General features: G+C 30.9%; 11 protein-coding genes. 3 read left to right on the top strand and 8 right to left on the bottom strand.

Annotated elements, in window-relative coordinates:
- The first annotated feature begins 72 nt into the window (after window positions 1-72).
- Both plsY and F1592_RS00970 read left to right on the top strand, forming a co-directional pair.
- Window positions 73-681, top strand: a complete 609-nt coding sequence (gene plsY / locus F1592_RS00975; protein ID WP_011275846.1) for a glycerol-3-phosphate 1-O-acyltransferase PlsY — start codon at window positions 73-75, stop codon at window positions 679-681.
- Window positions 682-850: 169 nt separating this feature from the next.
- Window positions 851-1,150: a HesB/YadR/YfhF family protein gene (locus tag F1592_RS00970; protein WP_011275847.1), complete on the top strand. Its 300-nt coding sequence runs from the start codon at window positions 851-853 to the stop codon at window positions 1,148-1,150.
- Between the two features lie 250 nt (window positions 1,151-1,400).
- On the opposite strand, the gene menI is transcribed toward F1592_RS00970, so the two are convergent.
- The 3 genes from menI to F1592_RS00955 form a co-directional block, all read right to left on the bottom strand.
- A complete protein-coding gene (gene menI / locus F1592_RS00965) occupies window positions 1,401-1,871 on the bottom strand; it encodes a 1,4-dihydroxy-2-naphthoyl-CoA hydrolase MenI (RefSeq protein ID WP_011275848.1) in 471 nt (156 codons plus the stop codon).
- 94 nt (window positions 1,872-1,965) lie between these two features.
- Window positions 1,966-4,671 (bottom strand): aconitate hydratase AcnA, encoded by a 2,706-nt coding sequence (gene acnA / locus F1592_RS00960; RefSeq protein WP_053017913.1) that lies wholly within the window; start codon window positions 4,669-4,671, stop codon window positions 1,966-1,968.
- Between the two features lie 295 nt (window positions 4,672-4,966).
- Window positions 4,967-6,604 carry a BCCT family transporter gene (locus F1592_RS00955; RefSeq protein ID WP_037537134.1) on the bottom strand — a complete coding sequence of 546 codons (1,638 nt, stop codon included), beginning with the start codon at window positions 6,602-6,604 and terminating at the stop codon, window positions 4,967-4,969.
- A gap of 188 nt (window positions 6,605-6,792) precedes the next feature.
- On the opposite strand from F1592_RS00955, the gene mscL reads away from it, so the two are divergent.
- Window positions 6,793-7,146 carry a large conductance mechanosensitive channel protein MscL gene (gene mscL / locus F1592_RS00950; RefSeq protein WP_033080045.1) on the top strand — a complete coding sequence of 118 codons (354 nt, stop codon included), beginning with the start codon at window positions 6,793-6,795 and terminating at the stop codon, window positions 7,144-7,146.
- 54 nt (window positions 7,147-7,200) lie between these two features.
- Here the strand turns inward: mscL and sbcC are convergent, their stop codons facing one another.
- The 5 genes from sbcC to F1592_RS00925 form a co-directional block, all read right to left on the bottom strand.
- The gene (gene sbcC, locus F1592_RS00945) at window positions 7,201-10,236 is read right to left on the bottom strand and encodes an exonuclease subunit SbcC (RefSeq protein ID WP_149809346.1); all 3,036 of its coding nucleotides are present in this window, start codon (window positions 10,234-10,236) and stop codon (window positions 7,201-7,203) included.
- Between the two features lie 4 nt (window positions 10,237-10,240).
- A complete protein-coding gene (gene sbcD / locus F1592_RS00940) occupies window positions 10,241-11,365 on the bottom strand; it encodes an exonuclease subunit SbcD (RefSeq protein ID WP_053017910.1) in 1,125 nt (374 codons plus the stop codon).
- A 479-nt stretch (window positions 11,366-11,844) separates the two neighbouring features.
- Complete coding sequence (locus tag F1592_RS00935) at window positions 11,845-12,312, bottom strand: CcdC family protein (protein WP_053017908.1); 468 nt, start codon at window positions 12,310-12,312, stop codon at window positions 11,845-11,847.
- A gap of 675 nt (window positions 12,313-12,987) precedes the next feature.
- Window positions 12,988-13,332 carry a hypothetical protein gene (locus F1592_RS00930; RefSeq protein ID WP_149809441.1) on the bottom strand — a complete coding sequence of 115 codons (345 nt, stop codon included), beginning with the start codon at window positions 13,330-13,332 and terminating at the stop codon, window positions 12,988-12,990.
- A gap of 171 nt (window positions 13,333-13,503) precedes the next feature.
- Window positions 13,504-13,764, bottom strand: a complete 261-nt coding sequence (locus F1592_RS00925) for a hypothetical protein (protein ID WP_149809442.1) — start codon at window positions 13,762-13,764, stop codon at window positions 13,504-13,506.
- Between the last annotated feature and the right edge of the window lie 62 nt (window positions 13,765-13,826).

Below are 13,826 nucleotides of genomic sequence, written 5' to 3'. Positions count from 1 at the left end.
TAAAATTGGTCGTTGTTATCTATTAGATTATGGTAAAATATAGCTACGTTATTAAAGGATGTGTAAAGTTATATGATGATAGTAGTCATGCTCATATTAAGCTATCTCATCGGTGCTATTCCTAATGGATATGTTATAGGAAAGCTTTTTTTCAAAAAAGATATTAGACAATATGGCAGTGGTAATACTGGCGCAACTAATAGTTTTCGAGTTCTAGGTAAACCAGCAGGATTTATTGTAACCTTTTTAGATATATTTAAAGGATTTATTACTGTGTTCTTTCCTATTTGGTTTCCAGTGCATGCAGATGGACCGCTTAGCACGTTCTTCACACATGGGTTAATTGTAGGTTTATTCGCAATACTTGGCCATGTATATCCAATATATCTTAGATTTAAGGGTGGAAAAGCTGTAGCTACAAGTGCTGGTGTTGTCTTAGGCGTAAATCCTATCTTGCTACTTATATTGGCAATTATATTCTTTGGAGTATTATATATATTTAAATATGTTTCACTCTCAAGTATTATTGCAGCAATTTGTTGCGTTATTGGCTCTCTCATCATACAAGATTACATATTATTTGGGATGAGCTTACTCGTTTCAATAATTTTAATAGTAAGACATCGCACCAATATTGTAAGAATTTTTAAAGGCGAAGAGCCAAAAATAAAATGGATGTAAATCCAATACCGATAATAATGCATTAAGCGTATCAATTCGCTTAGTGCTTTTTTATATCTTCATTGAAATTTTATGGATTATCTCAAAATATGAATATGTTATAATTCTAAGAGTTCCATTTAAAAAATAAAATCCAAGTAATAGATAAATAAGGTAGGAGGATAATGTAATGAAAATTAAACTAACAGATCAAGCTGTAGAATGGTTTAAAGATGAACTAGACTTACCTGAAAATAACAAAGTTTTACAGTTTTACGTTCGCTATGGTGGTGAATTTCAACTTAAACAAGGTTTCAGTCCTGCCTTTCGCGTTGAACCAAGAGAAGATGTAGAAATTGGTTACGAAGAAAATTATAATGATTTGATATTAGTCGTTTCAGAAGAAGATCTATGGTATTTTGAGGACAATGAAGTCCTCGTTGAAAAAGTAGATCATGATGATGAAATTGCCTATTCTAAATTGAAGTAAGTCATAAAAACCGTTGAATTTAACTAATCATATATATAAAAGAACTGAGAAGACGCTCCCATGTAGCATTTCTCAGTTTTTTTAATACATATTAGTGATAAATCTAAACGCTTGAAATCACAATAAAAATTTTAAAGGTAAGGTAAATGATAGTCGGCCCCCCGAATAGAGAGTTTCGCCCTGAAATTCTTCAAGCAAAGTAAGCTGGGGTTAAATTAATACATTCCTCTCCCTAAGTCTTAAATATTATCTATATTTCAAGGTCGCTTGATTGTGTCACTTCAAAATCTTTTCCATCTTGATTTAATTTATCTACATGACTATAAACCTTATGCCATTCTGGGAAGTAACGGTCTAATCTTATTGGTCGAAAATTACTTGATTTCATACAAATTAATTGAGTTGAACCAGTTGTGGCAAGTTCTCCATTCTCATTATATACTTCATAACAATAAACTGATTTAAGTCTTGAATATTGCTCAACCCATGTTTTAATTGTCACTTTTTCAGGATAAAAAATTGATTTTCTATATTTTATTTGGAGGTCTACAACTGGAGAAATGATGCCCTCTTTTTCCATATCTGCATAACTAAAACCCAACTTTCGGATATAATCTGTTCGTGCAACCTCAAACCATGTTGCATAATTACCATGATAAATCACACCCATTTTATCTGTTTCTTGATATCTAGCTTCAATTTCAGTCATACTGTATATCATTCTTAAGTACCTCTTTTCCAAAATCATTCATAATTCATATTAACATAAAAAAGCCATGCCAACATAAAGTCAGCATGGCTTTAAAGTTCATATATTATTGCGCTAATTTATTTCTAAGAACCATTTGTAAAATACCACCATGACGATAGTAATCTAATTCTACTAGTGAATCAAATCGTACAATCGCTTCAAAATCAACGACTTCACCATTTTCTTTTTTAGCATGTACTTTCACAGTATCACGTGGACTTACTGTTTCGTCAATATCAACAGAAATAGCTTCTTTACCATCTAATCCTAAAGATTCTGCTGATTCATCATCTTTAAATTGTAATGGTAAAACACCCATCATAACTAAGTTAGAACGGTGAATACGTTCATAGCTTTGAGCGATGACAGTTTTCACACCTAATAAGTTTGTACCTTTTGCAGCCCAGTCACGAGAAGAACCCATACCGTAGTCGTTTCCTGCTAAAACAGCTAAACCAGTACCGTCTTCTTTATATTTCATAGCTGCATCATATATAGGCATTACTTCATCTGTAGGCCAGTAAGTAGTGAATCCGCCTTCAGTACCTGGCGCTAATTGGTTTTTAATACGAATATTAGCAAATGTACCTCTTACCATTACTTCATGGTTACCACGTCGAGAACCGTAAGAGTTAAAGTTTCTAATAGGTACATCATGATCTAATAAATATTTACCAGCTGGTGTGTCTTTACCAATTGCACCGGCTGGAGAAATATGGTCAGTCGTAACAGAATCGCCAAATTTACCCATAACTCTTAAATCTTTAAGTGGTTCAATTGTACCAGGCTCTTTTGATAAACCTTGGAAGAATGATGGATTTTGGATATATGTTGAATTAGGATCAAAGTCATATAATGGTGCATCTGTTACATCAATTTCATTCCACATTTCATTGTTATTATACACGTTTTTATATTCTTCTAAGAATAGTTCAGGTGTTACAACACTATCTACAGTATCTGCAACCTCTTGAATTGTTGGCCAGATATCGTTTAAGTAAACATCTTGACCGTCTTTACCTTTTCCAATTGGCTCATTTTGTAAATCAATATCAACTGTACCAGCTAATGCATAAGCTACTACTAATTGAGGAGAAGCTAAATAGTTTGCTTTAACTAATGGATGGATACGACCTTCAAAGTTACGGTTACCAGATAATACTGATGTCACTAGTAAATCTTCTTCAGCCACTGCTTTTTCGATTTCAGGTAATAATGGACCAGAGTTACCAATACATGTCGTACAGCCGTAACCAACTAAGTTAAATCCTAAGTCATCTAAATATTCTTGAAGACCTGAATCTCTTAAGTATCCAGTTACAACTTTTGAACCTGGTGCTAATGAAGTTTTAACAAATTCAGGAACTTTAAGACCTTTTTCAACGGCTTTTTTAGCAACTAATCCTGCACCTAACATAACATATGGGTTAGATGTATTTGTACATGATGTGATTGCTGCGATAGCAATATCACCTGTTTTCATTGTCGCAGTTGAACCGTCAGCAAAATTGATATTTGCTTTTTTATCAAATTCACTTTTATCTAGTCCATGTCCTTGGTTACCAGCAGGTGCTGTAACAGATTTTTCAAATTCTTTCTTCATATCACTTAAGAAAATTAAATCTTGTGGACGTTTTGGACCTGATAATGAAGCTTCAACAGTAGATAAATCTAAGTCGATGACATCTGTATATTCTGGGTCTTCTTTATCTACAGTGAAGAACATATTATTTTGTTCTAAATAAGCTTTAACTAATTCAACATGCTCTTCTTTACGTCCAGTTAATCTCATATATTTAAGAGATTCTTCATCAACTGGGAAGAAACCACAAGTTGCACCATATTCAGGCGCCATGTTAGCGATTGTTGCACGATCTGCTAATGGTAAGTCAGTTACACCAGGACCGAAGAATTCAACAAATTTGCCAACTACACCTTTTTTACGTAGTTCTTGAGTCACACGTAATGCTAAATCAGTAGCTGTTGAACCTTGTGGTAATGAATTAGTTAATCGAACACCAATTACTTCAGGGATTGGGAAGTAAGAAGGTTGTCCTAGCATACCCGCTTCAGCTTCAATACCACCAACACCCCAACCTAATACACCAATACCATTGATCATTGTAGTATGAGAGTCAGTTCCTACAAGTGTGTCAGGAAATGCCGTCTGTTCTCCATCAACATCGCGAACGTGTACAACATTTGCAAGATATTCTAAGTTTACTTGGTGAACAATACCAGTTGCAGGGGGAACAGCATTATAGTTATCAAATGCTTTAGTCGCCCAATTTAAAAATTGATAACGCTCATAGTTACGTTCGAATTCTAATTTCATATTTCTTTCTAATGCATCTGGATTAGCATAGCTATCAACTTGAACAGAGTGGTCAATGACTAAGTCAACTGGCACTTCTGGGTTGATTTTATTAATATCCCCACCAACATCGTTCATTGCTTTACGTAATGATGCTAAATCAACAACTGCAGGAACACCTGTGAAGTCTTGCAGAATAACACGAGATGGTTTGAAAGGTACTTCACCTTCATTTCCTTCATTGCCAAAGTTACCCAACGCTTTAATATGTTCATCAGTAATGACAAATTCATCTTCTTGTCTTAATACTGATTCTAATAAAACACGAATTGAGTAAGGTAATTTACTTATTTTTGTTAAACCTTGTTCTTCTAAACTTTTTAAATCATAGTACGTATATGACTGGCCATTTGCTTCAAATGTCTTTTTAGCTTGTTGCTTAATGTTAGAAGTCATTTATATATCCCCCTTGAATATTAAAATTCATATTTATATGCCTTTAAATAAATTGTATAATTATATGTTTTTCAAAACAACTGTATATACCTACATTTCACGTGATTTTGCTTTCGCATTTATAATCAGTGTATATAAGTTATTCTTATCATATGCGCCTACCACTATAAGTAAATATTATTAATTGAGAATGATTTTCATTAATATATAACATGATCTTTTTAAAATTCATAAAAAACCCTCAAGTACTTATAAAAGCACTTAAGGGCAATAATGTTATTATGATGACTTCATATTATTTTTCAGCGTTTCTTCTTGATTCACGCTTTTCTAAAATATCAGATTCATAATCTTGTTGTTGATATTTAACATAATCTTGAAGTCTATGTTTGTTTGGTTGAAGTGTTAATCCTAAGAATTTACGTTCTTGGTTTGCATCTTTATAGAAACTGATCATCATCATTATAACTACAAAGGAGAATGGAAACGCACTTATAATTGCCGCACTTTGAATAGCGTTTAATGCGTCAGCACCGTTTCCGCCACCTGCTAGTAATAAGATGAATGCGATTAATGATTGAGAAACACCCCATGTTACTTTCACAGCACTAGAAGGTTCAAGAGAACCAAATGTTGTTTGCATTCCCAACACAAATGTAGCTGAATCGGCAGATGTGATAAAGAATGAAGCAATTAGTACTAATGCTATAAGTGATAATGCCATTCCTAATGGAACGTGGTGGAATACACCGAACAACTGAGTTTCAGGTGTCATTTTAAATAATTCAGGGTGTTTTTTACCTGTTTCAATACCTAACACACCAAATACACTGAACCATAAGAAACTTACGATTGCTGGTACTAGTAAAACACCTGAGATAAATTCACGAATTGAACGTCCTTTAGACACACGTGCAATAAATACACCTACGAATGGACTCCAACTTAACCACCAACCCCAATAATAAAGGGTCCATGAAGACATCCATTCACGTTTTTGACCATTTAATGCTGCAGTGTCAAAACTGTTGAATAAGAATGAATTTAATAAGCTACCAGTTGAACTAGTAAACATATTTAAAATAAGTACAGTAGGTCCAATAATTAAAGCAATAATCATTAAAACAGTACCTAAACCAATATTTAAGTTACTTAAATATTGAATACCTTTACTTAAACCAGACCATGCACTAGCAATAAATAATATTGTAACTACTACAATTATAATAGATTGAACCCATACATTATTTGGAACACCAAATAAGTAATGAAGTCCACCATTAATTTGTAACGCTCCCATACCAAGTGAAACGGCTACACCTACAACAGTCGCAAATACTGAAAGAACGTCAATAATTGTTCCTATAGGTCCTTCCACTTTGTCTCCTAAAATAGGGCGTAGTGTACGAGAAATTAAACCTGGTTCATTTTTTCTAAATTGTGCGTAAGCTAAAGCTAATGCAACTACACCATATACAGCCCAAGCATGGAATCCCCAGTGGAAAAATGTAGAACGTAATGCTTCTGTATATGCTTCAGTAGTTTTAGGATCGGCATTAGGTGGCGAGGCAAAATCTGCCATAGGTTCAGCTGCACCGTAGAACACTAAACCTATTCCCATACCGGCACTAAATAACATCGCAAACCATGAAACAGTATTAAATTCAGGTTTATCATTAGGTTTACCTAGTTTAAGTTTACCGATTGGACTAAAAATTAAAAAGATACAAAAGAACACTATTACAGTAGTCAAAATCATGTAATACCAGCCAAGCTTTTCAGTAATCCAACTACTGATGTCGCCTGTAATTTTACCGAATTGCTCAGGTAAAAATGCACCGATTAATACAACAATGGCTACTACGATAGCACTGTAAATAAAAACCGATGAAAACTTCTTGTTTTGTTTTGTTTCTTCAGAAGAAGAATTCATAATTTACTTACCCCTTTCCTATATTAAATTTAAAAATTAGTTTGAAATAACTATGAAGTAATTTAAGACGCTATATTAAAGGATAACAAAGCCTTTATACAATATCAAATTTCTTTTAAATTAAACATTTACTAAAATATTTATATGTTGTATAATATATTTTATTCTTATGTGAGGGGTATTGAACTATGTTTAAAGAATTTAAAGAGTTTGCTCTTAAAGGTAACGTGCTAGATTTAGCAATCGCTGTAGTTATGGGTGCAGCATTCAATAAAATTGTTACATCATTAGTTACATACATTATCATGCCATTAATTGGTAAAATTTTCGGTTCTGTTGATTTTGCTAAAGATTGGGAATTCTGGGGTATTAAATATGGCCTATTTATCCAATCAATTATTGATTTTATAATTGTAGCAATCGCACTATTTATATTTGTTAAAATCGCAAATACTTTAGTGAAGAAAGAAGAGCCTGAAGAAGAAATCGAAGAAAATACTGTTTTATTAACAGAAATCCGCGATTTGTTAAGAGCTAAATAATCATAATTTAAGACCGTATGGCAATATTGTATTAATTTTGCCATACGGTCTTTTTTAGTTCCACTTAAATCTAGTTTGACTTTGATATTGATTTGATGTTACTTCAAGTATTAATGGAATGCGTTGTTTAAGTTCACTAACGTGAGATATGATACCAACCATCCTGCCTGAAGTTTTTAATTTAACCAAAGTATCTAGAGCAGTTTCTAATGTTTCTTGATCTAACGTACCAAAGCCTTCATCTATAAACATTGACTCAAGGGCAATACCACCAGACTCTTGTTGAACCACTTCACTCAATCCTAGCGCTAAAGCTAGAGATGCTTGGAACGTTTCACCACCTGATAATGAACTAATATGTCTAGATTTATTTGAATGAAAATCAAACACTTCAATTTCCAAACCACTATAACCATGAGATATAGATTCTCTTCTTTTTAGCTGATATCTTTCCCCACTCATACGTTCTAAACGAATATTTGCTTGATGGATGATTCGTTCTAAGTAATAAACAAGCACATAGTTTTCAAGCGTTAATTTTTTACTATTTTTTCCTGATAGTACCTCTGATAATTCAAAGATTTCTTGTTGTTCTTTTAATTCTTTCTCTAAATAATTTATATGATCCATTATACTATTAAATTTGTCTTTATTTTTCTGTACTTGATATTGAATTGTAGCACTCGCTTCAACGTACTTATTATAGTTGGATTCAATTTCAGTTTTTGTAGCTTCCAATTTTTCAACCGATTCAGGTTTATTGTCTTTTGTAAGTTGAGATAGTCGTTCAATCTCTAAAGTAAGTTTTTGATGATCATGCTCATATTGCTGAATTTTCATTTCAATTTGCTCTTTGTTGTCTAACTTAGATAATAAAATTTCAACATCTTTGTATGAATTTAGTCCAATTCGCTTCATTTCTTGATTAATTTCATCGCTATGACCACTAATTTCTTGTTCAAGTTCTTTAATAACTAATTGATTATTGTTTAGATTATTTGTTTCGATTTCAATTTGTTGTTTTGTTTGATTTATTTCTTTCTCTAATACTTCGTTCTTAGAAACATAATCAGTTACTATTTGTTCATATTGCTTAAAGCACTGTTCAAATTTATTAGTTTCATCATAATTAGTGTGGCTTTTAAATTCTTTTATTAGTGTTTCAAATTGATGCTTCAATGATAAAAGTTTTTCATGCTTAATTTGTAAGCTATGATTAACATCTTTATGCTTATCTAGTGCATTTTTAAACTTTTCACGTTGCTTAATTTGAAGTTGTAGTTTTTCTTTTTCCTTATTTTTAGTTCTTAATTGTTGTTCTATTTCGTCGATATCACTAATTTCATCATCATTTATTTCTAACTCACTCATTTGATTACTAATATAATCAGAAGTGGTTTCAAGTTTAGTTAACTCATTTATTTCTTTATTTAACTGATTATTAACTTCTTTTATTAAATTTTGATTCTTAGCTATTTCATTAAAATTAATATGTTCATTGAGAGACTCAATTTCATTACCACAAATAGGACATGTATCTCCAATATGAAGTGCATTTTTAATTTCTTGAATAAATGTTTGTTTATCATTTAAATCAATATTCGACTTGTCTATATTTTCTAATTGAAGTTTTAAATCTGAAATTTGTTCTTTAGTTTTTTTAATACTATTCTCTGTTTCGTTGTATTTTTGACTTAAAGATTGGTATTTTTTCTTGTTTTCTCTCAAATTCACTTTTTTATCAAAAGTGTTTTTTAATTGGAATATCTCCTGTGTTGTTTCGTCAATATTCTCGTTATTTACATCTATTTTAGCTATATCATTATTTAATTTATCAATTAAATTCTTATTTTCTTCTTGCTTTTGATTATTCTCTTTTAAGTATGTTTCATTTTGTTTAATTTCGTTAAAAGCTTCACGATACTTATTTATGTTTGTATAAAACTGTTTAGTTTTATCAATATATACAGACTTAATGTTAATATCTTCTGATTGTTCATTTAAAATTTCTTTTTCTTTCTTAAATTTGTCTAATTTATCATTAAGTTCATCTAACTCTTCAAGAATAGAATTTAGCTTACCCTTAGTATTTTCATATTTTTGTTCTTTTGCGTTTCTTTGATTATACAATTGACTCAAGGGTTTAATTTCCATAATTTTACGTAATTCAGCTTTTAATTTTTCAATACTATCTTTGTTTTTTTCTAGTTGCACTTTCTTATCTTTATTTCGATCAAGTTCTTTAAGTGATTCTATTAATTTATTGTTTTCTTCAATTTTTCTTTTAATAGCTTCAAGCGCATCATGGTGTTCAGATTTTAATTGTTCATATTTTTCATTTAAGTGTTGACCTACTTGTTCAAACTGAGGTATTGCATTAATAATGTCTTTGGTTTGCATACTATTCAAAGATTTAAATTGAATTAATCCATCATTCTCAAATGTTTCAATATCTTCCCAAAGTATTTGAATCTGACTATAACGTGATTCTATTTGTTTCTTCTCGTCTTTAACTTGATTTAACAATAAATTTTGCATCTCTTCAAAACGGATACTATTGAATAATGTTCTTAAAATACTTTGTTTATCGGAACTGTTAGATACTAAAAATTTCTTAAATTCTCCTTGAGGTAATATGAATAATTGTCTAAATTGTTCAGCGTTGATACCTAACAAATCTTTGATAAAACCATTACCAGAGCTGATTTTACTCTCTCGTAGTTCGTAAAGCTGACTTTCTTCATCAAATTCAAAAACATCAAGTTTACCAGGTGTTAAAGAAGTATTCCCCTCTTTAATAAATCCAGCCTGTCTAGATATTTTAAATTTTTTATCGTTAATTTTAAATTCATATTCTACACTCATCGGGGATTTACCATCTGCAAAATGACTTCGTAATTCTCCCTCATTTCTCCCCTCTGTAGAAGCCTTACCAAATAGAGCATAAACAATGCCATCAAATAACATAGTTTTTCCCGAACCAGTTTTTCCACTAATTAAAAATAACTGTTCATTATTTATTTGTTCAAAATCAATAACTTCATGTATGAAAGGTCCAAAATTATTAAGTATTAATTTAGTTGGTCTCAATTATTTAATCCTCCCTATTGATAACTTGATTTAATAATTGATGTATTTTCTTCTCTTGATAGTTTGTTAAATCTTCACCCGTAATTGTTTTGTAGAAATTTTTAATTATTGTAGGATCATCTGTAGTTTTAAAATCTGCGTACGTTGATTTATTATCATTTTCAAAAGTGATATTACTAAGCGAAAGTGTATTTGGGTATATCTGTTTAAGGTGGATGATAGGGTCCGTGACATGAGACATATTTTTAAGTTTGAAGTGAAAATAATTGTCCTTATTTTTCACAGGAACGTCTCCTTGTATAACAGCCGAGTAGTCACCTTCAATTTCTTCTAACTCTCTTAAAGGTTTTAATTGTACAAACTTAGTATTTATGTCATTTTTTGAACTAATCATTAATTTTTTGTATCCTTTGGCCTGGTTCACTTCAGAAAATGAGTATTGTAATAACGAACCACTGTAATCAACAATATTATCAGTAATACTAAATGGATGATGAAGATGCCCTAATAGTACTTTGTCAAAAATTTGGAAGTTAGCGCTTTCTACACTTTCAACTGTTCCAATTGTAAGTGGCCTTTCAGATTCTGATGTTTTACCACCTTTTATGGTTAAATGGCCAATTAAAATATTAATTTGATTAGGGTCGATAATCTTCGAAATGTGGTTAATACACTTTTGAGTTGCTTGCTCATATGTCTTGATATCATCATCATTAAAGTAAGCCTTAATTTCACTAATAGTGGCAAAAGGAAGTGTGTAAAAGTTAATGTTATTTATAGTTATAGGGGTAGACATTAATTCTAGTTGCGTTCTAATATATAGTTGTGAAAACTCAAACCATGTTGACCCATAATTTAATCTTTCTCTACCATCATGATTTCCATTGGTTATAATTGTAGGGATTTTCATATTTACATTTATAGTTTTAATCGTTTCTTCAAAAAGTCTAATGGTCTCCTTGCTAGGATAAGACGTATCGTATATATCACCCGAAATAACCAGAACATCTGGTTTCTCTTCCTTCAAATTATCAATAAATTTGTTCAATATGTAATGTTGATCTTCTAAAAATTGCTTACCATTTAAAATCTTACCTAAATGCCAATCAGCAGTGTGAATAACCTTCATAATGACCTCCCTTTAGAACGTTTGTTCGTGTATATTATATCTTGAATCATACTATTGTTCAAACTAAAAAAGATGGAACAATGATTAATTTAAATTCATTGTCCCACCTATGTTATTAAGCAGCTATTAATAACCCCAACTTGCATTGCTTGTAGAATTTCTTATTTTGAAATTCTCTTTGTTGGGGCCCCAACCCCAACTTGCTCTGCTTGTAGAATTTCTTATTTTGAAATTCTCTTTGTTGGGGCCCCAACCCCAACTTGCATTGCTTGTAGAATTTCTTATTTTGAAATTCTCTTTGTTGGGGCACCGCTCAACCCGGCAAGGTTGAATCGAATTAAAAAAGCTTGTTACAAGTGTGTTTTTAATTCATTCAACTACAATATGTAATTATAGCCTGAGATATTAATTTATGTCCCAGGCTCTACTAAAATTTTCAAAGTAATTTAAAATGCATCATTTTTTAAATCATTATTCAATTATTTGACAGTTGACCCTTTCAACTTTTTATATTTATATAACATTGCTAATCTCCAAGGAACAATCATGCTAAACGCAAGTAAGAAGAACATGCCGCCAATTTCCCCTGGATCAATTTTACTACTGATAAATATTTTAATTACAGTGCGTATAATTAATAAAGAAATTAAAATGATTGGAAATGCTTTTGAACGCTTCATATAAATTTCAGTACCGTGTACCTCAAAGTGACTTGTCCATATAAGAACAGATGAGAATAAGACACCTAGAATAATCGACTCTAAAATTTCAGTACCAGTCAATCTAAAGTACGGAATCACATACATCAATGCACCTGTAGCCATGAAAAATGGAGGTAATATAATTTTCTTTTCATTAACAGGAAAGTTTTGAGCTTTCATTCGAATAAAAATTACTACTATACCCATAAATAAAGCAAATACAACAGATAAAATTAAATACGCCAACGTTACACCTTCTTATATATTCATAAACTCTTACTCTTTATTACTCATTGTAAGTTATTTAGATTTTTAAAAATTTTTCTTTTTTAAATAACACTAAAGTTGTTTTACTACAAAAATAATGGATTGTAAACCTTAAAGGTACTACAATCCATTTAAAAATTATTTTTTTGAACTTTTCATGTTTTGATCCATGTTTTTATTCATCATTGTCATCATTTGGCTAGTATTGTCCTATTTATTGATACAATGCGTTTTTTATTGATAATAGTATCAAGACATTGATTGCGTCATGACGGGCTTTATCAATGTCTTGATAATTTTTTGGTGCCAATTTGCTGCCAGTAGCTTATACAAGCGAAAATGCAAATTGGCGTTTGTTTGTTCGATTAAACGTTTTAAACAAGAATACCAGTTCCGTTTTTAAACGTTCTAAACAGAACAAAGGCGATTGAAAATATAAAACAAGATAAGATGATTTTAATACATTTATCGTTTGTTTGCTAGTGTTCTGTATTAGACACACAGAACGTCATATTGAAAGATAATTGTACTTTCTAAATACTTTTACATTATCGCCCTATTCTTTTTAATATCAACGTTTATATTAATAAACACCTCCCCCACCCTAATATTCAAAGGATAGGGGAGATGTTTTTGTTTAAGGAAAGCGTTGCTTTAAAATGCTAACGCTTGTGCCTCAAACTCAACACGATCAAAATCTTTTATCCAATCGCTGAAATCTTCAACTTCCATATTTTCTAGCAAGAAATCTGCTATTTCAAAAACCTTTCTGTCTATTATTCTCAATGTTGCGTCATCTGTAAAATCAAAGTTAGTAGCAATTCTAGGTGCTTGTGTTAACTTTTCTCCAGCTTTGATTTGTCTAACCATGTGAATGTATTTGTCTAGTGCATCACACCCGATAACTTCATTTTCAACAGTTTCATAAACTACTGTTAAAAGCAATTCTAATTCTTTTTTGTTATTAGCTGTTTCTTGAATTTTATTAATTAATTTCATTGTTTTTACCTCTTTCGATTGTTTTTGTTTGTTTTTTTGTTGTTTGTTTACTACATTTATTATTATAAGACATTCCTATACATTTGTATAGTATTTTTAACAAAAAAATTAGAGATTTTTAGTATTTCTTTAAAAACTACCTTTATATAGGTGTTTTGTAGGCATAAAATTTTAAGGTTTTATGCCTTTAGCCTCTGCTTTATTTAAAGCTATGGTTATATCATCAAATGAAATTACTCCATAACTTTCGTAATGATCGTAACATTCTTCCAGAATTCTAGCTGTTTTCAAAGTTAAGTTTTCGATTTTTCTTTGACCGTTTCTTAATTGATAGATCATAGCTTCATATAAACCTGTATATCTACAAATATCAACCACTCTTACTTTCTTACTGAATATCAAAATGAATATTTTATCTTCCAATTTAACCATTTTTACACCTCTATAATTTTTATAAGCACGTGAGGACTTTATTTAAAGTTGAATTAATACAT

It is taken from the genome of Staphylococcus sp. GDX7P312P (assembly GCF_008385775.1).
Lineage (GTDB): Bacteria > Bacillota > Bacilli > Staphylococcales > Staphylococcaceae > Staphylococcus > Staphylococcus haemolyticus.
The sequence above is the reverse complement of the archived record's forward strand: the minus strand, read 5'-3'. Positions and strand labels throughout refer to the sequence as shown.